The 19663-nt window shown below is 72.3% G+C and carries 17 protein-coding genes; 8 read left to right on the top strand and 9 right to left on the bottom strand.

Translation table 11 applies throughout. The features are described from left to right. Positions 1 to 38: 38 nt before the first annotated feature. Positions 39 to 1118, bottom strand: a complete 1080-nt coding sequence (locus tag ACIBCA_RS31430) for a nitrous oxide reductase family maturation protein NosD (protein ID WP_396286450.1) — start codon at positions 1116 to 1118, stop codon at positions 39 to 41. 378 nt (positions 1119 to 1496) lie between these two features. On the opposite strand from ACIBCA_RS31430, the gene ACIBCA_RS31425 reads away from it, so the two are divergent. Both ACIBCA_RS31425 and ACIBCA_RS31420 read left to right on the top strand, forming a co-directional pair. After that, the gene (locus tag ACIBCA_RS31425; protein ID WP_396286449.1) at positions 1497 to 2456 is read left to right on the top strand and encodes a deoxyribonuclease IV; all 960 of its coding nucleotides are present in this window, start codon (positions 1497 to 1499) and stop codon (positions 2454 to 2456) included. A gap of 130 nt (positions 2457 to 2586) precedes the next feature. Beyond that, on the top strand, positions 2587 to 4671 hold the full coding sequence (locus tag ACIBCA_RS31420) for an MMPL family transporter (protein WP_396286448.1): 2085 nt from the start codon (positions 2587 to 2589) through the stop codon (positions 4669 to 4671). A 126-nt stretch (positions 4672 to 4797) separates the two neighbouring features. On the opposite strand, the gene ACIBCA_RS31415 is transcribed toward ACIBCA_RS31420, so the two are convergent. Further along, positions 4798 to 5013, bottom strand: coding sequence for a hypothetical protein (locus tag ACIBCA_RS31415; RefSeq protein WP_396286447.1), 216 nt, complete (start codon positions 5011 to 5013; stop codon positions 4798 to 4800). Between the two features lie 409 nt (positions 5014 to 5422). On the opposite strand from ACIBCA_RS31415, the gene ACIBCA_RS31410 reads away from it, so the two are divergent. Together ACIBCA_RS31410 and ACIBCA_RS31405 are read left to right on the top strand one after the other, a co-directional pair. Further along, complete coding sequence (locus tag ACIBCA_RS31410) at positions 5423 to 6778, top strand: amino acid permease (protein ID WP_396286446.1); 1356 nt, start codon at positions 5423 to 5425, stop codon at positions 6776 to 6778. 21 nt (positions 6779 to 6799) lie between these two features. Beyond that, positions 6800 to 6982 (top strand): hypothetical protein, encoded by a 183-nt coding sequence (locus ACIBCA_RS31405; protein ID WP_396286445.1) that lies wholly within the window; start codon positions 6800 to 6802, stop codon positions 6980 to 6982. Positions 6983 to 7043: 61 nt separating this feature from the next. On the opposite strand, the gene ACIBCA_RS31400 is transcribed toward ACIBCA_RS31405, so the two are convergent. The 4 genes from ACIBCA_RS31400 to ACIBCA_RS31385 form a co-directional block, all read right to left on the bottom strand. Further along, a complete protein-coding gene (locus ACIBCA_RS31400) occupies positions 7044 to 7307 on the bottom strand; it encodes a DUF5959 family protein (protein ID WP_396286444.1) in 264 nt (87 codons plus the stop codon). A 1-nt stretch (position 7308) separates the two neighbouring features. Further along, positions 7309 to 7530, bottom strand: a complete 222-nt coding sequence (locus ACIBCA_RS31395; RefSeq protein WP_396286443.1) for a hypothetical protein — start codon at positions 7528 to 7530, stop codon at positions 7309 to 7311. 141 nt (positions 7531 to 7671) lie between these two features. Then, a complete protein-coding gene (locus tag ACIBCA_RS31390; protein ID WP_396286442.1) occupies positions 7672 to 8028 on the bottom strand; it encodes a hypothetical protein in 357 nt (118 codons plus the stop codon). 171 nt (positions 8029 to 8199) lie between these two features. Then, on the bottom strand, positions 8200 to 8916 hold the full coding sequence (locus tag ACIBCA_RS31385; protein ID WP_396286441.1) for a flavodoxin family protein: 717 nt from the start codon (positions 8914 to 8916) through the stop codon (positions 8200 to 8202). A 468-nt stretch (positions 8917 to 9384) separates the two neighbouring features. On the opposite strand from ACIBCA_RS31385, the gene ACIBCA_RS31380 reads away from it, so the two are divergent. Then, positions 9385 to 11058, top strand: a complete 1674-nt coding sequence (locus ACIBCA_RS31380; protein WP_396286440.1) for a CDP-glycerol glycerophosphotransferase family protein — start codon at positions 9385 to 9387, stop codon at positions 11056 to 11058. Here the strand turns inward: ACIBCA_RS31380 and ACIBCA_RS31375 are convergent. Further along, the gene (locus tag ACIBCA_RS31375) at positions 10998 to 13151 is read right to left on the bottom strand and encodes an NB-ARC domain-containing protein (protein ID WP_396286439.1); all 2154 of its coding nucleotides are present in this window, start codon (positions 13149 to 13151) and stop codon (positions 10998 to 11000) included. The two genes, ACIBCA_RS31380 and ACIBCA_RS31375, sit on opposite strands and share 61 nt — an antisense overlap. Before the next feature lie 342 nt (positions 13152 to 13493). On the opposite strand from ACIBCA_RS31375, the gene ACIBCA_RS31370 reads away from it, so the two are divergent. After that, positions 13494 to 15095 carry a translation initiation factor 2 gene (locus ACIBCA_RS31370; RefSeq protein WP_396286438.1) on the top strand — a complete coding sequence of 534 codons (1602 nt, stop codon included), beginning with the start codon at positions 13494 to 13496 and terminating at the stop codon, positions 15093 to 15095. 12 nt (positions 15096 to 15107) lie between these two features. Here the strand turns inward: ACIBCA_RS31370 and ACIBCA_RS31365 are convergent, their stop codons facing one another. Further along, positions 15108 to 17180 (bottom strand): NB-ARC domain-containing protein, encoded by a 2073-nt coding sequence (locus ACIBCA_RS31365; RefSeq protein ID WP_396286437.1) that lies wholly within the window; start codon positions 17178 to 17180, stop codon positions 15108 to 15110. Between the two features lie 151 nt (positions 17181 to 17331). On the opposite strand from ACIBCA_RS31365, the gene ACIBCA_RS31360 reads away from it, so the two are divergent. Next, positions 17332 to 17760, top strand: coding sequence for a hypothetical protein (locus tag ACIBCA_RS31360; protein ID WP_396286435.1), 429 nt, complete (start codon positions 17332 to 17334; stop codon positions 17758 to 17760). A gap of 154 nt (positions 17761 to 17914) precedes the next feature. Here the strand turns inward: ACIBCA_RS31360 and ACIBCA_RS31355 are convergent, their stop codons facing one another. After that, on the bottom strand, positions 17915 to 18106 hold the full coding sequence (locus ACIBCA_RS31355) for a hypothetical protein (RefSeq protein ID WP_396286434.1): 192 nt from the start codon (positions 18104 to 18106) through the stop codon (positions 17915 to 17917). 423 nt (positions 18107 to 18529) lie between these two features. On the opposite strand from ACIBCA_RS31355, the gene ACIBCA_RS31350 reads away from it, so the two are divergent. Next, a complete protein-coding gene (locus tag ACIBCA_RS31350) occupies positions 18530 to 19525 on the top strand; it encodes an ABC transporter substrate-binding protein (RefSeq protein ID WP_396286433.1) in 996 nt (331 codons plus the stop codon). Positions 19526 to 19663: the final 138 nt, after the last annotated feature.

Genomic DNA, 19663 nt, shown 5'->3' with positions numbered 1-19663 from the left:
TTGTCGGTCGGGGGCGTCGGGGGCGGTGTCAGGTCAGGTCAGCAGTGGCCGGACGGCTGGGAGACCGAACACCGGTTGCGCAGGAAGGAGTTGTCGGCGCCGGTGTCGCGGTCGGCGAGGTCGGCCGGGGCGTTGCCGCTGAGGTGGTTGTCGGCGACGACGGCCCGGGCGTTGGGCACGCCGACGGAGCTCTTGAACAGCACGATGCCGCCGGAGAAGTCGGAGCCTCCCGCGTTGTCGTGCACCTCGTTGTCGGTGACCCGGGCATCCTCGGTGCCGGTCAGCACGATGCCCGCGCCCTGGATGGCGCCGAGCCTGGGGTTGGCCGGGCAGTACTTGTTGTTGGCCACCACCCGGTTGTGGCGCACGTCGAGGTCCCCGGCGCGGGGCACGCCCTCGTCGCCGACGACGAAGACGCCGGCGCAGTTGCCGCTCATCTCGTTGCCCTCCACGGCCAGCCCGCGCAGCCGGCGCACGGTGACGCCGACCCGGTTGCCGCGCAGCTCGTTGCCCTCGACGACGGTGCCGCCGGTGTCGGGCGCCCCGCCCTCGCGGTAGGCGTAGTTGGCGAGGAAGACGCCGGACTGGCCGTTGTCGACCGAGCGGTTGGCGACGATCGTGGCCCGGGTGGACATCTCCTGGCTGATGCCCTGCTGGGCGTTGTCGTGGACGTAGGTGGCCCGGACGGTCAGGCCCGTGGTGCCGCTCGCGTCGATGCCGTTCTTGCGGAAGCCGGTGACGGCCAGGGCCTCGACCGTGACGTCGGCCAGCGGGGCCCGCTCGGTGCCGTGCACGCACAGGCCCTGCCCGGCGGTGGCGCAGGCGTTCTCCGTCCCCGTCCCCGGGGTGATCACGCTGGCCGGGCCGGAGCCGCGCAGGGTCAGGCCGGGGGTGGTGATGCGCACGCTGCCCGCGTAGGTGCCGGGCAGCAGCTGGACGGTGTCGCCGGGGCGGGCGGCGTCCACGGCCTGCTGGACGGATTCGCCGGGGCGGACGAGGTGCAGGGTGCCCCCGGAGGCGGCGGCCGGGGCCGCTCCGGCGAGGGTGGCGAGGACGGTGGTCAGGGCGGTGGCGGCGGCGGTGGCCGCGGCGAGGTGGTGGACCCGTCGCGTGGGCATGAGTGGTGACCTGTCTTTCCGGCGAGCCTCGTCGTGGACGCCGTGTGAGCGGGTGGTGACGGCCGGTGGGTGCGGCCGAGTCGACGCTATGGGCGCCCGGGTGGGGCCGCCACCAGGCCGTGTCGTTCGGCTCACGTCGGGTCAGCGGGCGTCGTTGGGGTGCGTGCATCGGCGGTGCCGAGGAGGGAGCCACTGCGGAGCATTGGTGACCGACGAGAAGCCGGCGAGGTGCGTGCCCCGGCGGCGACCGCCCGGCGTGAGCCGAACGACACGGCCTACGGCTGGGCTGGCGGGCTGACGGGGCGTCGGTGGCTCGGCGTGGCGTGCGTCCGTAGGGTTGGTTCGGTCGTCGCCCGGGCCCGTGACATGCTCGGAGGCATGAGCACCACGCCCGTACCGCCCGCCGCCCTCCGCAACCCGATCGGGGCGCACGTCCCGGTGGCCGCCAAGGGCCTCGCCGGTACGGGCCTGGCGTACGCGGAGACGGTGGGCGCCGAGACGGTGCAGGTGTTCGTCGCCAACCCGCGCGGCTGGGCGACCCCACCCGGGAACCCGGCGCAGGACGAGGAGTTCCGTACGCGCTGCGCCGAGCGGGGCGTCCCCGCCTGGGTGCACGCGCCGTACCTGATCAACTTCGGCTCCGACAACCCGGCCACCCGCGAGCGCTCCGCCGAGTCCCTGCGGCACTCGCTGCGCCGGGGCCACGCCATCGGCGCGCTGGGCGTGGTGCTGCACACCGGGTCCGCCGTCGGCACGGCGCCCGGCGGCGGCTCGCGGCGCGCCGAGGCGATGGCGCAGGTGCGGGCCGACGTCCGGCCGCTGCTGGACGAGCTGGACGCGCTGGGCCAGAACGCGCTGGGCGAGGACGCGCCCTGGCTGCTGCTGGAGCCGACCGCCGGTCAGGGCAGCTCGCTGTGCTCGCGGATGGAGGAGCTCGCCGAGTACGTCGAGGCGCTGGACGGGCACCCCAGGGTCGGCGTCTGCCTGGACACCTGCCACGCCTTCGCAGCCGGACACGACCTGGCCGTTCCCGGCGGGGTGACGGCCGCGCTGGACGCCCTGGCCTCGGCGGCCGGGCCCGGGCGGCTGCGGCTCATCCACGCCAACGACTCCGAGGACGTGGTCGGCGCCCGCAAGGACCGGCACGCCAACATCGGCGCCGGAATGATCGGCGCGGAGCCGTTCCGGGAGCTGTTCGAGCACCCGGAGACGGCCGGGGTGCCGCTGCTGGTCGAGACGCCCGACCGCAAGCACGGCGGGGACGGCACCGGGCACGCGATGGACATCGCCGTGCTCAAGGAGCTGCGGGAACGGGCGCGCGTCCTCGAATCCTGCTGAGCGGGTGAGCGGCTGAGCGGGAGAGGTGCTGAGCTGCCGAGGTGCTGAGCGGGTGAGCGGCTGAGCTGCCGGGTGGCGCGGGCGATGGCAGGCTGGAACGAGTCTCTGCCGCCTCCGTTGGGGGTCCTTCGTGTCACCGACCCGGAAACTGGCCGCCCTGCCCTGCGGGCGCCGCAGCAAGTGGGTGGTGCTCGCCCTGTGGCTGGTGCTGCTCGTCGCGCTCGGCCCGCTCGCCGGGAAGCTGATGGGCGCCGAGGACAACCAGGCGTCCAGCTGGTTGCCCGGCAAGGCCGAGTCCACCCAGGTGCTCGACGAGCAGCGCGCCTTCCAGCCCGTGGACACCGCCCAGGCCGTCGTCGTCTACCAGCGCGCCTCCGGCATCACCCCCGAGGACCGGGCCGAGGCCGCCCGGGAGGCTGCGGGCTTCGCCTCCGTCCCGCACGTGGCCGGCCCGGTGATCGGGCCGGTCCTCTCCGGGGACGGCCAGGCCATGCAGACCATCGTGCCGATCGACATCGGCAGCAACGGCTGGAACGACCTCAAACCCGCCGTCGAGACCCTGCGCAGCACCGCCGCCGCGAACAGCCACGGCATGACCACGCACGTCACCGGCCCGGGCGGGACGGCCGCCGACCAGGCCAAGGCGTTCGCGGGCATCGACAGCTCCCTGCTCGCCGCCACCGTCAGCGTGGTGATCGTCCTGCTGCTGCTCACCTACCGCAGCCCCGTGCTGTGGCTGCTGCCGCTGCTCTCCGCCGCGGGCGCGCTGACCGTCTCCCAGGCGTTCATCTACCTGCTGGCCAAACACGCCGGGCTGACCGTCAACGCGCAGAGCGCCGGCATCCTGATCGTCCTGGTGCTCGGCGCCGGGACGGACTACGCGCTGCTGCTCACCGCCCGCTACCGCGAGGAGCTGCGCCGGCACGAGGACCGGCACGAGGCGATGGCCTTCGCCGTGCACCGGGCCGGGCCCGCCGTCCTCGCCTCCTCGGCGACGGTGGTCGCCTCGATGCTCTGCCTGCTCGTCGCCGAGATGAACTCCACCCGGGGCCTCGGGCCGGTGCTGGCGATCGGCGTCGTCGTCGCCCTGATCGCCATGCTGACGCTGCTGCCCGCGCTGCTGGTGATCGTCGGCCGCTGGGTGTTCTGGCCGGTCAGGCCCGCGTACGGCACGCCGGAGCCCACCCGCAGCGGCCGCTGGGCGCACGTCGGCACCTGGATCTCCCGGCGGCCGCGCAAGGTGTGGGTCGGGACGGCGCTGGCGCTGGCGGCCTGCTGCATCGGGCTGGTCTCGCTGGACGCGAGCGGGGTCAGTTCGGCCGGGTCGTTCACCGGCAAGCCCGACTCGGTGGTCGGCCAGCAGGTGCTGGAGCAGCACTTCCCCGCCGGGACGGGCGCGCCGCTGTCCGTCGTCTCCAGCGCCGCCGGGGCTCCGGCCGTACAGGCCGCGGCCCGGTCCACGGCCGGGGTCGCCTCCACCTCGCCCCCGGTCGTACGGGACGGGCGGGCGCTGTTCCGGGCCACGCTCACCGACCCCCCGGACAGCCAGGCCGCCAAGGACACCGTCGACCGGCTGCGCGCCGCCGTGCACGCCGTCCCCGGCGCGGACGCGAAGGTCGGCGGCAACACGGCCGTCATCCTGGACGCCGGACGGGCGGCCGCCAACGACAACCGGGCGATCATCCCGCTGGTGCTGGGCGTGGTGCTGGTGATCCTGGCGGTGCTGCTGCGGGCCGTCACCGCCCCGCTGGTGCTGATCGCCACGGTGGTGCTGTCGTACGCGGCGGCGCTGGGCATCAGCTCGTTGTTCTTCGCGCACGTCTTCCACTTCCAGGGCGAGGACCAGGCGTTCCCGCTGTTCGTGTTCGTCTTCCTGGTCGCGCTGGGGATCGACTACAACATCTTCCTGATGACGCGCGTACGGGAGGAGTCCGCCCAGCACGGCACCCGGCTGGGCGCGCTGACGGGCCTGTCGGCGACCGGTGGCGTGATCACCTCGGCCGGACTGATCCTGGCGAGCACCTTCGCCGTCCTGGGGACGTTGCCGCTGGTGGCCTTCGCCGAGATCGGGTTCGCGGTGGCGCTGGGCGTGCTGCTGGACACGCTGGTGGTGCGGTCGGTGCTGGTCACGGCGCTGACCATGGACCTGGACCGGCACATGTGGTGGCCGGGGCGGCTTTCCCGGCCCGGTCCTGCCGCCGAGGAGCAGCGTTGAGCCCGGGGGCCGGTTGGTCGGCGCCCGGGCTCGGGTTGTGCGGTTCATACAGGTGGTGCGAGTGGTGCGGGTGGTGCGAGTGGTGCGGGTGGTGCGAGTGGTGCGGGTGGTGCGGGCGGCGCGAGATCAGCAGCCGCAGTCGCTCTCGCTGTGCTCGGCGAAGTTGAACCAGCTGGCGTGCGGGCCGAACAGGCCGACGCCCGCGGAGCCGGACTCCAGGCTCTGGCCGGACGACTGGTGCGGCGCGAAGCCGCCCGCCATGGCGGTGGTCGGCACGGAGACGACGGCACCGGCCACGGCGACGACGACGGCGAGCTTGCGGATCTTCCCACGAAGCGACATCTGTGGTCCTCTGCTTGGTCACTAGGTCTCAACCCCCGCCCGTGGACGGCTTCTTGGGCCGAACACCGGGCAGGGCGGCGCCCCCACCGGGGAGGCGCCGCGCCAAGGTTGGCACACGAACCCGCATCCGCGGGGCGCCGCCGCAACCGGGGTAGGGCATACGGGTGAGGCATCTCCCCCGCTCGGCGCAACGGGCCGCCGCATTCGGGGGACGCGGTCACGGGCCGCCGCAGGTGTGCCCGTCCTGCACTTTCGCCGCCGCAAGTCTTACGGTCACACAGCTCGCAAACCGAACGAATCCCGGCGATTTGGTGGGCGATACCGACACAGCCGAGCATGAGCGGTCGTCGCTCCATCGAGCACGCACGGCACCACAGCACCACAGCACCACGAAAGGCGCACCACCCTCATGCAGACCAGCCCGGCGACCGCACCTGCCTCGTCCACCGTTGAGACGGGGAAATCGGGCCGCTTCGGACTGGCCACCGCCACCGCCCTGGTCATGGGCAACATCATCGGCGGCGGCATCTTCATGATCCCCGCCGCCGTGGCCCCTTTCGGCACCCTCAGCCTGGTCGCCTTCGCCGTGCTCACCGTCGGCGCCATCGCCCTCGCGCTCGTCTTCGGCCAACTCGCCCGCCGCAACCCGCGCACCGGCGGACCGTACGTCTACGCCCGCGAGGCGTTCGGCGACTTCGCCGGGTTCCTCTCCGCCTGGTCCTACTGGATCACCACCTGGGTGAGCAACGCCGCCCTCGCCGTGGCCGCCGTCGGCTACCTGGAGGTGCTGGTCCCCATCGGCGACGATCCGGCGACGGAGATCGCCGTCGCCCTCGCCTTCCAGTGGCTGCCCGCCCTCGCCAACCTGGCCGGCACCCGGTACGTCGGGGCCGTCCAACTCGTCTCCACCGTCCTCAAGTTCATCCCGCTGGCGCTCGTCGCGGTCGGCGGCCTGTTCTTCTTCGACCCGAAGAACCTCGGCCCCTTCGACGCCAGCGGCCAGGGCTGGATGGGCGGCATGAGCGCCGCCGCGGCGATCCTGCTGTTCAGCTACCTGGGCGTGGAGTCCGCCGCCATGAGCGCGGGCCAGGTCCGCGACCCCGAACGCAACGTCGGCCGCGCGAGCGTCCTCGGCACCACCGGCGCGGCCGTGGTGTACCTGCTGGGCACGGTGGCCGTCTTCGGGACCGTCGCCCACGACCAGCTCGTGCACTCCACCGCGCCCTTCTCCGACGCCGTGAACGCCGTCTTCGGCGGCACCTGGGGCGGCTCCGTCATCGCCGTCGCGGCGATGGTCTCCATGCTCGGCGCGCTCAACGGCTGGACGCTGCTGGCCGCCCAGGCGCCGTACGCCGCCGCGAAGGACGGCCTCTTCCCGGCCGCGTTCTCCAAGGAGCGGCGAGGGGTGCCGACCTTCGGCGTGGTCGTCTCCGTCGCGCTGGCCTCCCTGCTGACGGTCCTCAACTTCGCCAGCGGCGCCAAGGGCGCCTTCGACATGCTCGTCCTCGTCACCACCTTCACGGCGACCGTGCCGTACCTGCTCTCCACCGCCGCCCAGCTCTACTGGCTGGTGCGCGGAGCCACGGAGAAGGTCGACACCGGCCGACTCGTCCGCGACGCCGTCCTCGGCCTCGGCGCCTTCGCCTTCTCCCTGTGGCTGCTGGCCGGCGCCGGGTACGCGGCCGTCTACCAGGGTGTGCTGTTCCTCTTCGCCGGCATCCTCGTCTACGTCTGGATGGCAGGCCGCCGCCGCAGCGCGTCGTAGCCCTCGGATATCCTCCGCACCATGACACCCGAGGACGAGGACGAAGAGCAGGTACTGGCCCAGGCCGCACGCGCCGAGAAGGTCGGCTGGTACGCCATAGGCGGCGTCAGCGCCCTCCTCGCCTTCGCCGTCATCGGCGCCCTGGTGCTGTCCGTCCTCGCCGTCGTCGCCGCCTACATCGTGATCGGCGCCTCGCACTCCTGACCCCACCCGGCCACTGAGCGCAGGAAGTCGGCCCGGCCGACTTCCTGCGCTTCGCAGTTTCCTAGCCCGACAGCAGCGGCACCCAGTGGTTCATCACCCCGCGCAGACGTTCCCGGTGCTCGGCGATCCAGCCGTCCGGCGGCACGAGCGGGACGCACACCGTGACCATGGACCCCGACTCGTCCTCGACCACGACCTCCGGGCAGTCACGCTCCCCGGCGAGCCGGATGAAGATCGACGGCCCACTGCTCATCTCCATCCAGGCGATGTCCTCGCCCGCTTCGAGCCTGTTCAGCGCCTCCGCCCAGCTTTCCACGTCACTCATATCAGTTCCATGGCTCCTGGTCGGGGTCTTCACCCATGATCGTCGCTGCGGCCACGCAGAGGTCGCGGCCGTAGATCTGGTTGCTGCCCCACTCGGAGCCCCACAGGTCGGTCGCGGCCCGGGCGACGGAACGCCAGGTGCGGTCCTCGTCCACGCGCCAGGTGCGGATCTGGGCGGCCATCGCGGGGGTGATCGTCGCCGGGTCGACGGTGATGTAGGTCATGTCGCCGACCCTACGGACTGCGGGGTGGAGGCGGCCATCGGATTCCTGCGCGGTGCTGCGCCGTGAGCCGCTCAGGGCGTGTCTGACGATTGACGACCGACGAGAAGCCGTCGAGGTGCGTGCCCCGGCGGCACTGGTCCGTCAGTACGAGGCGCTGGTGGCGCACCGACCGGTGTCGGAGTTGCACACGGTGACGTACGAGGTGATTCCGGAATCCTGGAGCTGGAGGGTGTAGTGCTCCTCGCCGCTGACGTTGCTGTAGGCGCTGGACCAGCGGCCGTTCGACTGGTGGAGGTAGACCGTACAGTAACTGCCCGTCGTGGAGATGACGTAGCCCTGCACCCAGTCGTGCCCGTTGTAGTACTGGACGTTCATGCCGCCGGCACAGCCGGGGACGTTGGCGGGATAGGTGCCGTCGGCCGACGCCACCCCGGTGGTGAGGGCCAGACTGCCCGCGGCGACGGCGGTCACGGCGGCGAGGCGAATGGCGGTGCGCAACCAAATCATCGGTTCCCCCTGCGAATTGGCGTGGTCACTGCGACCCATGCTGCCACCGAACGCCTCTGATGACGCCTCTCGCGCACGAATCCGTCTTCGACACTCGACCGCACGACCGCAGGACCGCAGGACCGCAGGACCGCAGGACCGCAGGACCGGCCCGGCGACGCCTCAGCGGTGCTCGGGGTTCTCGAAGTCGAAGCGGCAGCCGGCGTCCCACTCGGAGCGCTGGTTGCCGTACGCCGGGATGCCGCCTGCGTCCTTGAGCATGCGGGCGAGGTGCAGCTGGTTCCAAGTCATGAACGTGGTGTTGCGGTTGGTGAAGTCGTTCTCCGGCCCGCCCGACCCCTCGTCCAGGTAGGACGGCCCGGGCCCGGCCTCACCCACCCAGCCCGCGTCGGCCTGCGGCGGGACGACGTAGCCCAGGTGCTGGAGGCTGTACAGCACGTTCATCGCGCAGTGCTTGGCGCCGTCCTCGTTCCCGGTGATCAGACAGCCGCCGACCCGGCCGTAGTAGGCGTACTGCCCCTGGGAGTTGAGGATCGAGGAACAGGCGTACAGCCGCTCGATCACCCTCTTCATCACGGACGAGTTGTCCCCCAGCCACACCGGACCGGCCAGTGTCAGGATGTCGGCGCTCATCACCTGCGAGTAGATCACCGGCCACTCGTCGGTCTCCCACCCGTGTTCGGTCATGTCCGGCCAGACACCGGTCGCGATGTCGAGGTCCACGGCGCGCAGCACCTCCACCGCGACGCCCTGGCGCTGCAGGATGCCGGTACTGACGTCGATCAGCCCCTGGGTGTGGCTGCGCTCCGGGGAGCGCTTGAGGGTGCAGTTGATGACCAGGGCACGCAGGTCGCTGTAGGAGGTGGTCGGGTCCGGCACGTGGTCCTCCGTCGAAGAGCAGGTTCCTGCCACAGCTCAGCAGGACGAGGGCGCGCCCGCGTGCCGGAGTGGGCCGGACGGGTCGGCCGGGGCGGGGTCGCCTGGACTCCTGTTTGGTTCGAGTAGGCGCTCCATACTCCTGACCAGCGCATTTCTCAGGACCGGATAGGCTGGCCGCCTGAACGGAGCCTGTTCACGGCTCGGCGTCGCCCGCCTCTGGCAGCAGGAAGGTGAAACGGTTGCTCTACATACCGCTATGCGGTAGAGGAGGATACCGCGAGCCGCGAGCCGCGAGCCGCGAGCCGCGAGCCGCGAGCCGCGAGCCGCGAGCCGCGAGCCGCCTGATCGGCGCTGTGGGATCCTGCGGTCAAGCGGAGGTGCACGATGGATCCCCATGAGCGCATTCACGTCCCCATAGGGGCGGATGCCCACCGCTGGCGGACCTTCGAAAGCGAGCGGACCGTGGTTGTGGCCGCGCGCACGGTCACCTCGCTCGTGCGCGTCCTGGACGTGGTTCCCGAGATACTCCACGACGACGCCCGGGTCACCGTGGTCTTCGCGTACGACCCGACCTCGGCGTTCAACGACGGCGTCCTCGACCTGTTGCGTTCGCTGGGCTGTCGCACCATGCCGTGGCCGCAGCTGGCGGAGTGTCCTCCTGACCTGCTGATCTCCGCGTCGGAGAACCTCACCGTCCCGCCGGGGGAGTACCCGGTCCTGGTCCTGCCCCACGGCATCGGTTTCCAGAAGCACGTCCCGGACTCGGCAGGCCCGGGCACGCGGCTGTCCGGCCTGGTCCCGGACGCACTGTTGGCGGCACGCCGGGCCTGGCTCGCGGTGTCACACCCCGCCCAGGAGGCCCAGCTCGCGTCCATTCACCCCGGCACCGCCGGTAGGACCGTACTGGTGGGAGACCCCTGCTACGACCGGCTCCTCGCCAGTGAGCGATGGCGGGAGCGGTACCGGTCCGCCCTGGGCTTGCTCCCCGGTCAGCGGCTGGTACTGGTGACCTCGACCTGGGGTACGGAGGCACTGGCCGGACGCCACCCCGGGCTGCCCGCGGAGCTGTTGGCGCAGCTCCCGGCCGACGAGTACCGGGTCGCCCTGGTGCTCCACCCGAACGTGTGGTCCGGGCACGGCACTTGGCAGGTGGGGGTCCTCCAGCGGACCGCGGTGGAGGCAGGACTGACAACCGTCGACCCGACGGACGGCTGGCAGCAGACTCTGATCGCCGCGGACCTGGTGATCGGGGACCACGGCTCGGTGACGATGTACGGGGCGGCGATCGGACGCCCGGTGCTGCTCGCCGCCTTCGGCTCCGAGGCCGTCCCCGGAACGGCGGGCTGGGCCCTGCGTACCGCGGCGCCATGGCTGGACACCGCGAGGCCCCTGCCCGGACAACTCCGGACGGCCCTGGCCGATCACCGCCCGGGCCGCTACACGCAGGTCACCTCCGCGGCGTTCACCACCCCCGGCCAGGCGCTCCCCCGGCTCCGCGAGACGGTCTACGACCTGCTCGGCCTGACTCCTCCCAAACGGCCCGCACGTACAGCCCGCGCCTTCCCGCTACCGCCGCCGGGCGCCGCACCGCCCTGTTCCCTGCTGGTCCGCACCACGGTCACCGGTGTTCGGGCCGACGCGATCGAGGTGGAGCTGGACCGCTTCCCGGCCGCGCTGGCGGGCGAAGCGGCGGAGACCGCGGACTCCTTCCGTCATCTGGCCTGCGACGTGGACGAGCCCGACACGCGCCTCGCCGAGAGCGCCACCACCGTCCTGATCCGCGCGTCCGTCTTCGCCGCCGAGGACGGACGGCGGCGGATCGCCGGGCTGCTGTCCGACTTCCCCGGTGCCCGACTGGCCGCCCTCTCAGGGGAGAACGGGTGCCTGGTCGGTGTGCGCGGCGGCGGCACGCTGGAGGTCACCGCCGCCACCGGCTCATGCCCGGACCCGGGAGCCGCTGCCGCGGCGGTGTACGCCTGTCTACGTCTCGGCATTCCCCCGGACGGCATCACGGTGACGATGCGTCACGGAACGCTCAGCCGGGAACTGCTGCTCCAGTCCCTGCGCTCCTCCGCGACCGGTCAGTCGCCGACGAGCCGGGACAGGACGTCCGCCGCCCGAGGACTGCCGCCCTCCTTGTAGACCACGAGAGCCCGACGAAGACAGTCCCGCGCCTCGGCCGGATCATCGAGCAGGTCCGCGAGGTCCTCCAGTGCCCGAGCCTCGTAGTGAGACGCTCCCTCACCGCGCAGCTCCGTGACGGCCTGCCGCAGATCGGCCACCGCCCCGGCCACGTCGCCGAGGCGTGCCCTCGTCCGCCCCAGGTCGGCCAGCACCCGCGCCGCCATCCGCGCATCGCCCCGCGCGAGCAAATCCTCCCTCGCTTCGGCGAGCGCGGCCAGGGCGGCGGCGTGATCGCCGCCGACGCTCTGCGCACAGCCGAGGAAGTACCGGGCCAGCGTGGCACCGCGCCCCTCTCCGGCTTGGAGGTTGAGCATGAGTGAGGCTCGGTACGCGTCGGCCGCGCGGGCCGGATCGTGCCGGTCCCAGTATCGGCCCAAGAACTCCTGCACCGATGCCTGGAGGACGACGCGGCCCGATTCCACCGCCAACTGGTCCGCGGCCTCCAGATGCTCCCGCGCCTCGTCGTCCCGGCCCAGGTCGAGCAGTGGCCGGGAGAGCAGGCTGCGCAGCCTGGCTTCGGCCGCCGGCTGCCCGTCGCGGTTCGCCGCGGCGGCTCCCAGTTCCAGGGACTCGCGCCACTCCGCCAGGTGCCGGTGGTGCAGGAAGAGCACGGTGAACGACTCCGCCAGCTGCCACGCCTGACGGTCGAACCCGAACGCCGCGGCGGCCCTGAGAACGGCGAGGACGTCACCGCGTTCGGCTTCCAGCCAGTCCAGGGCGTCCCGCCGGGGACTCTCCGAGTTCGCGAACGGCCCGGCGTCACCGCTCCCCGGCTCGCGAACACCGGCTCCGAGTACCTCGACGGGCTCGGTGATCCTCAGGCGGTCGGCGCGGACCGCGAGGTCCGCCAGCAGCGCCAGGGCTCGGTAGTGACCGCTCACCCGGCGGACCACCTCCCGCTCCGTACCGGGCGGGTCGAGCCGGCGGGACATCTCCCGCGCGTGCAGCCTGACCAAGTCGTGCACGGAGTACCGGCCGTCTTCGGTCGCGGTCAGCAGGCTCGCCGCTTCGAGGGTGTCCAGCGCCTCCTGGGCGGCCTCCCGGGAGTACCCGGAGACCAGCGCCGTCAGAGCGGTGTCGAACGCCCGACTGGGCAGACAACCCACAGCTCGGTAGACCGTCGCGGCGGTGTCGGAGAGGTCCCGGTAGACGACTTCGAGTGCGGCCACCATGGTGCGCTCCTCCCGGCCGGACGATGCGCCGATTCGACCGAAGCGGCTCTGCTCGTCGGCGAGTTCACCGACCAGCGCGCCGATCGTCAGCCGCCGGTGGGTCAGCAATCGGGCGGCACACAGCCGCACCGCCATCGGAAGACCCCCGCACAGCCCGACCAATTCCGCCGCGGCCTCCGGCTCGGCGTCGACCCGTCGCTGTTCGCAGAGCGCAGCCAGCAGTTCCAGCGAGCTCTCCCGGTCGAGCACGTCGAGGTGGAGCAGCGCGGCCCCGTCGAGGGCGAGTTCCCCCAACCGCCAGGTGCTGGTGGCGAGCACCGCACTGCCGGCACCCTGGGGCAGTAGCGCGGTGACCTGCGCCGGACGGCTGACGTCATCGAGGACCACCAGCATCCGCCGGTCCGCCGACAGGGTGCGGTAGAGCGCGGCACGGTCGGCGAGCCTGGCCGGCAGGTAGGAGTCGTACACACCCAGGCCGCGCAGACACATCGCGAGCGCTTCCGAGACGTCCCCGCCGGCACCGCCCGCCAGAGCCCCGAAGTCCACGTAGAACTGGCCGCCCGGGAAACGCTCCCGGTGGCGATGGGCCCACTGCCGGGCGGCGGCGGTCTTCCCGATCCCGGGCAGGCCGCTGAACACGCCGATGGGGCAGCCCCCGGTCTCCTCCGCACCGGCCAGCGCGCCGTCCAGTTCGGCGAGCGCCCACTCGCGGTCGACGAAGCGGTGCGGCGGCCGGGGCACCTGATCGGGACGGCGGGGCACCTGGTCCGGGGCCTGCGCGGAGTGGTAGTTGAAGGTGATGCCGCCGTGGACGCTGCCCACCTGGGCGATCTGGCCGTGAACGGTCCCCGGCAGGCTGTTGGCCACGTGTTGCGGCACGGAGTGTTCCGCGTTCTCCGGCCCGCTCACGCAGCCCACCGCCTTCCGGATCGCCGACGAGGTCACGTTACTGGAAGGCGCCCTCAGGATGGCGGCGCTTCGATCGATACGATCGGGATATGCCACACGAGGCCCACACGCCGAGTCCGCCTCCCCACGACGCCCTTGTACCGAATCCACTCAATCCGATAAAATCGACAGTTTTGGGCAGCGGGCAGCGGGCAGCGGGCAGCGGGCAGCGGGCAGCGGGCAGCGGGCAGCGGGCAGCGGGCAGCGGGCAGCGGGCAGCGGGCAGTCCTGATCGCGGCGCGTTCCGCCGGGGCCCTTCACCGGCTCCTGGACGTGCTGCCGGTGTTCCTCGGGGATCAGCGCATCACCACCCGTTTCACTCTCGTCCCGGGTTCCGACTTCGATGTCGCGGCCCTCGCCGCACTCGACCGGTCCGGTGCCCGCACCATGCCGTGGGGGGAGGCCCTCCGCACCGACCACGACCTGGTGCTGGCCGCGAGCCCCAAGGGTGAGCTGCGCGAGCTCTCCGGCCCGCGGGTCCTGCTCCCCCACGGGGCGGGATTCAACAAGGCCGTCCGCGACGACGGCTCACCCGGCGTACCGTCTGGCCTCGATCCCGCCTACCTGCTCCCCGGCGGCATCCCCTGGGCCGACCTGCACGCCCTCGCCCATGACGATCAGGTAGCCCTTCTGGCCCACCACTGCCCCTCCCTGGCAGGCCGGGCCGGGGTGGTCGGAGATCCCACCCTCGACCGGCTCCTGGCCTCGGCCGACCACCGCGCGCACTACCGCGACGCCCTGGGCACGGGACAGCGACGGCTGATGGTGCTCACCTCGACCTGGGGACCCGAGTCCCTCCTGTCCCGACGGCCCGAGCTGCCCGGCGAACTCGTCGCCATGCTGCCCCAGGACGCCTTCCAGATCGCCCTGGTCCTGCACCCGAACGAGCACAGCCGGATCGGCGAGTTCGACCTGTCCCGCCGGCTGGCCCCTGCGTTGGCCGCAGGACTGGTGCTTTCCCGGCCGTACGAGGAGTGGGCCGCACTCCTGGTCGCGGCGGATGCCGTGGTCACCGATCACGGATCCACCGCCCTGTACGCGGCCGCGCTCGGCCGTCCGGTCGTGAACGCGTACGACGGCGGGGACGAGTTGCTCCCCGGTAGCCCCATGGCGCGACTGCTCGCGCGGGCTCCCCGGCTCGCCGAGGCACGGCGACTGGAGGAGGTCCTGTCGGAAGCCGTCGGGCGGGACACCCGCCCGGTCGCAGACGCCGCCTTCGCACGACAGGGCGAGGCGCTACCGCGACTGCAACGAAGGCTCTACGGCATGCTCGGCCTGCACCCGGTCGCCGCCGCTGCGGAGGCCCGGGCGTTCCCCGCCCCGGACGGTGGGGCCCGTCGCCCGATGGCCCACGCCGTCCGAACGGAGGTGAACGGTCTCCTGATCGGCGTGGAGCGCTTCCCACCGCAGACCCCGCACACGGTGCACCATCTCGCGGCCGAGCACCCGAAGGCCGGACCCCGAGCGTTGCAGAGCGCGGCCGTGCTGTGGCGGTGCGCCCGGCCGACCGGCCCGACAGGCCCAGCCGATCCGCGAACGGCCTCCACCACCTGGACCGCCGCCGGCTGGACGGCTCACGTCCTGGAGGAGGCACCGCTGTGCCGTACGGCCGCCGCGGTCCTGTCCGCCGAGCGGTGCCTCCTCAGGCACCGCTCGCACGGGCTCTTCAGCATCCGGGTGGAGCCTCGACGGGCCGGGGGTCGGGTGTCACGCATCGATCCGGTGGCGGCGGTCTCCGCCGTACACGCCTGGCTCGGGGCTACGGCACCGGCCGCCTCCGCCGACCCGGTCGTCCTGACCTGTGAAGCGGGGCCGCTCAGCGTGCTCGTCCACCTGGGCCCTCCTTCCCCCGCTGACCTCGACCACGAGCTCTGACCACCCGCCCCTTCAGCCTCCGTCCCGGAGTCGCCGAGAGGCCGCCCGGTACTGCTCGGCCTCGGCGAGGTCACCCCGGTCTTCCACCAGCACCGCCAGTTCCTCCAGCACCCGAACCTCGTCGGTACCCGATCGCCGCTCGCGAGCCCCGTCCAGCGCGGCCCGGACCAGCACCTCCGCTTCCTGCCCACGCCCCGACAGCCGCAGTGCCCGCCCGAGTTCGAAACCCGAACGCGACGACATGCGGCCTCGGCCCTGGTCAAGCGCCATCCGGTGGCTCCGCTCCAGCAGCCGAACGGCATCGTCGAGGTCACCACCTGCCAGAGCGGTCCGGCCGAGCAGATAGGTCTGCAGGAGCACTCCGTACTCGTTCCCGATCTCCGCATGCACCGCCCGGGACGCCTCGAACTCGACGGCGGCCCCGCTCAGATCACCGTTCGAGGACTTCAGCAGCCCGTTGAACTCCATGACCGACGCCTGCAGTCTCCGCGCCTGCGCCCGGTCGGGGAGCACGCCGTCCAGCAGGCGCGAGGCCCGCAGCGCGTGATCGATGTGTTCGGCCGCCTCCTCGTGGAATCCCTGCTCCCACAGCGGGCGGGCCAGCTGGCACCGCATACGGACCATGGCCGGGAGGAACTCGCTCCGGTCTGCGGCGGCGACCCCGAACCGGAAGGCGTCGATCACGTCCGCGTAGTGCGGATGGTCGAGGAAGTGGGTCCACAGCGGCTCGCAGAGCGCCCAGGCGTCCTCGTAGTGCCCGTCCCCGGCCGCGGTCCGCACGCACCCGAACAGGGCGAGCCGCGCCGACTCCAGCCAGCGGTAGGCCGCCGCCGCGTCCGGGAAGTCCACGTCGGCCACCTCCGGGCCGACCGGCTCCACGGGCGGCGCGAAGGTCATCCTGCGGCCGGCCGCCGCGAGATCCGCGCGGGCCGCCTGCCTGCGGTACCACCCGACGACGGAAGACCGGGCGGCCGCCCCGTCCGTGCCGTCCGGATCGATCTGCCGGGCTCTGCGTTCAGCGTGGCCACGCAGGAGGTCGTGCATGCGGTACCCGTCCGGCCGGTACTCCAGCAGGCCGGCGGCCTCCAGTTCCTCCAACGCGTCCGCGGCCCGTTCGGGGGCGACGCCGAGCAGGGCGGAGGCCGCAGACTCCCCGAGGGCCGGCCCGGGGTGCTGCGGCAACAGTCGGTAGAGCCGCGCCGCGGCCGGCGCCAGCCCTTCGTACGCGGCGTCCCAGACGGCCTCCACCATGGGAATCCCCTTCCCGTGCAGTTCGGCGGTCAGCTCCTCGACCAGCCGGGACAGACTCCGCCGGCGGTACTTGCGCACCCACTGCCCGGCCACTTGCAGCGCGGCGGGAAGTCCTCCGCAACCCCGGGCCAGTCGCACGGCGGCGTCGGGCTCGGCCTGTAGCCGCGGGTCCTCCACGATGTTCCCGAGCAGGCGCAGCGCGTCGTCCAGCGACAGCGGGCCGACAGCCACCTCCACGGCAGCCGTCCCGTCGAGGTCGTGCAGCGGCGCCTGGCTCGCGAGGATCACCAGACTCCGGCCCGAGGCCGGCAGGAACGCTCGGACCTCGCTGCCGAACCGCACGTTGTCGACGAGGACGATGAGCCGTTTGTCCCGGGTCTGCGACCAGTACTGCTTCGAACGTTCGGCGGCGCCGCGCTCCAACCACTCCGGCGGCACCCCCAACGCCGTCAGCATCCCGCCGACGGCGTCAGCGACATCCACCACGCCGTCGAGGCGCAGGTCGTCGAGGTCGACGTGGAGCACACCGTCCGGGAAACGGTCGGCGAACCGGCGTGCCAGCTGGTACCCGAGGGCCGTCTTGCCGATGCCGCCGATCCCGGTCAGCGACACCAGCAGCGGACCTGCGTCGTCGGGGTGCTCCGCCACGGCCCGGTCGACGCGGTCCTGCTCGACTTGGCGGTTCTCGAACGGCAGGGTGAAAGGCGGGACCTGATACGGCGTCGGTCTCGAAGGCCGGCCACCGTGCTCGTGGAAGTGCAGTTCCCCGATGCTCCGGGCCTGGACCACCGTCTCCGCCCGCCCGTCCAGGCTGTTGCGCGTCTCCTCTGACATGGGACCAACACTAGGTCCCGCAGGGAGGAATGACGCCGCGGTCGATATCCGGCCCCTCGCTTCGCAGACCCGATCGGGGGAAACCCGTGCCACCCGGACGGGATCTCCCTATCGTGTAGAAGCCGACACCGAGGAACGAAGGAGCACCGCGATGGACCCGATCACCGCCGCCACTCTCACGGCGATCGCCGGCGGCGTCGCCGGTGAGGTCGGACGCCAGGCATGGCAAGGGCTCGCCGCCCTGGTGCGGCGCCCGTTCCGCCGTGGCGGAGGGGAGGAGCAGCAGGAACTGCCCGGAGTCAGCTCGGGCGAGGTGGAGCTCGCAGCCCTGGAAGCGGCCCCCACCGACCCCGGACGGGCCCAGGCGCTGGCGACCGTCCTCGGTGTACGGGCCGCCCTGGACCCGGAGTTCGGCGTACTCCTCGACGAATGGCGGACCCAGGCGGAGGCCGATTCAGCCGGCTCCGTCCACAACACCATCAGCGGCGGGACTCAGAACGGCCCGGTCGTCCAGGGGCGGGACTTCTCCAACCTCACCTTCAACATGCCGGGAACCCTTCGAGGCGACGACCGCGGCTGATGACGATCATGCGGTGAGGGAGCGCCTGCCGCCCCGCCGGATTCCCCGGTCACCTGCGTAACGGGTGACGCCCACCCACAGGGCCCGTGTGGCATCAACTCCCCCCTCCGGACCATCCCATGTTCCGGGCCGGGAGGATCGGCCCGTGCTCTCCTCAGGCCGGGTGGGGTGGCTGCTGGACGAAGGGGAGGAAGAGGTCGGCGGTGGCTTCGGCGTGGATGGTGAACTGTTCGCGGGCGCGGGCCGGGTCGTGGGACTCGATGGCGGTGGTGAGGGCGCGGTGGCGCTGGTCGGGGGTGCTGCGGGCCTCGGTGCCGCCGGGGTGGTCGGCGAGTAGGCGGGTCATGATCAGCATCGGCGGCGCCGTCGGCGCCGGGCTGTTCGTCGGTTCGGGTGTGAGCATCCAGCAGGCGGGCCCGCTGGCTGTTCCCGGGGCTCACCTGGGCGGCGCTGCTGGCGCTGCTCGGGCTGTACGCGGTGATGATCGTCCTGGCGGACTCCCGCGTGGACGCCCTGCTGGCGCTGGCGCTCACCGTTGCCGTGTCCCTGACGGGGCTGTGGCTGCAGCGGAGGCAGTCGCCGCCCGCCTGAGCGCCCGCAGTTCACGCTCCGCACCGCTTCGAGGGACGCCCCCCGATGTCCTCTGATGGTCCGCCGGTTGTCCGGCGGACCATTGGGTTTTCAGGGCCGGACTTGACGGACTTAGGTAAGGCTCACCTATTATCCCGCTTTGTTCGACCTGCCCTGAAGCAACCCCCAAGGAACCCCCATGAACCGCCGGCTCCCCGTCGCCGTCCTCGCCGTCGCCCTCTCGGCCACGCTGCTCGCCGCCTGCGGCAGCGGCGGTGACGCCAAGTCCGGCGACTCCTCCGCCGCCGCCTCCGCGCCCGCCGGCACCGCCGCCGGTTTCCCGCGCAGCGTCAAGCACGCCGCCGGGACGGCCGAGATCAAGGCGCAGCCCAAGCGGGTCGTGGTGCTGGACAGCGGCGAGCTGGACGACGTCACCCTGCTCGGCCTCACCCCCGTCGGCGCGGTCTCGCCGCACATGAAGACCGAGGGCGGGTTCCCGAACTACCTCAAGGACAAGATCAAGGACACCAAGGACGTCGGCCCGATGAACGAGCCGAACCTGGAGCTGATCGCCTCCCTCAAGCCCGACCTGATCCTGTCCTCCAAGGTCCGCCACGCCAAGATCTACGACCAGCTGAACGCCATCGCCCCGACCGTCCTCGCGGAGACCACCGGGTTCCCGTGGAAGGAGAACCTCGCGCTGTACGCCCAGGCCCTCGGCCGGGAGGACGACGCGAAGAAGGCGCTCACCGACTACGAGGCGCGGGCGAAGAAGCTCGGCGAGGCGATCAAGGCGAAGAACAACGGGACGATGCCGACGGCCTCGGTGGTCCGCTTCGTGGCCGGGCCGACCCGCCTGTACGCCAAGGGCTCGTACAGCGGCGTCGTCCTCAAGGACGTCGGCCTGGCCCGCCCGGCCTCGCAGGACGTGGACAAGAACATCATCGAGGTCAGCGCCGAGCAGATCAGCCAGGCCGACGCCGACCTGCTGTTCGTCACCACCGCCGACGACCCGACCAAGACCAAGGAGAGCGAGGTCCAGCAGACGGCCGTCTGGCAGGGCCTGAACGCCGTCAAGGGCGGCAAGGTGTTCACCGTGCCGGACGAGACCTGGATGTCGGGCATCGGTGTGCAAGCGGCGGACGCGATGCTCGTGGACATCGCCAAGGCGGCGGGCGTGGACGCGCCCAAGTAGTAGCCGCCCCACCGGGGGCGGACCTCACAGACGGGTCCGCCCCCGGGCCCCCTCCGGCTGCACCGCCCCGCGCCCCGCACCACCCTGCGCCTGAACCACCCTCGCCCGCACCACCCTCCGCCTGCGCCACCAGAGGAC

Origin of the sequence: Kitasatospora sp. NPDC051170 (assembly GCF_044455705.1) — a bacterium.
GTDB lineage: Bacteria > Actinomycetota > Actinomycetes > Streptomycetales > Streptomycetaceae > Kitasatospora.
This window is presented reverse-complemented; position numbering and strand designations above follow the sequence as displayed.

Bases quoted from the DNA above. Each gene is read 5' to 3' on its own strand.
- ACIBCA_RS31430 (WP_396286450.1), bottom strand. From the start codon at position 1,118: ATGCCCACGCGACGGGTCCACCACCTCGCCGCGGCCACCGCCGCCGCC.
- ACIBCA_RS31425 (WP_396286449.1), top strand. From the start codon at position 1,497: ATGAGCACCACGCCCGTACCGCCCGCCGCCCTCCGCAACCCGATCGGG.
- ACIBCA_RS31415 (WP_396286447.1), bottom strand. From the start codon at position 5,013: ATGTCGCTTCGTGGGAAGATCCGCAAGCTCGCCGTCGTCGTCGCCGTG.
- ACIBCA_RS31410 (WP_396286446.1), top strand. From the start codon at position 5,423: ATGCAGACCAGCCCGGCGACCGCACCTGCCTCGTCCACCGTTGAGACG.
- ACIBCA_RS31405 (WP_396286445.1), top strand. From the start codon at position 6,800: ATGACACCCGAGGACGAGGACGAAGAGCAGGTACTGGCCCAGGCCGCA.
- ACIBCA_RS31400 (WP_396286444.1), bottom strand. From the start codon at position 7,307: ATGAGTGACGTGGAAAGCTGGGCGGAGGCGCTGAACAGGCTCGAAGCG.
- ACIBCA_RS31395 (WP_396286443.1), bottom strand. From the start codon at position 7,530: ATGACCTACATCACCGTCGACCCGGCGACGATCACCCCCGCGATGGCC.
- ACIBCA_RS31365 (WP_396286437.1), bottom strand. From the start codon at position 17,180: ATGTCAGAGGAGACGCGCAACAGCCTGGACGGGCGGGCGGAGACGGTG.
- ACIBCA_RS31360 (WP_396286435.1), top strand. From the start codon at position 17,332: ATGGACCCGATCACCGCCGCCACTCTCACGGCGATCGCCGGCGGCGTC.
- ACIBCA_RS31355 (WP_396286434.1), bottom strand. From the start codon at position 18,106: ATGACCCGCCTACTCGCCGACCACCCCGGCGGCACCGAGGCCCGCAGC.
- ACIBCA_RS31350 (WP_396286433.1), top strand. From the start codon at position 18,530: ATGAACCGCCGGCTCCCCGTCGCCGTCCTCGCCGTCGCCCTCTCGGCC.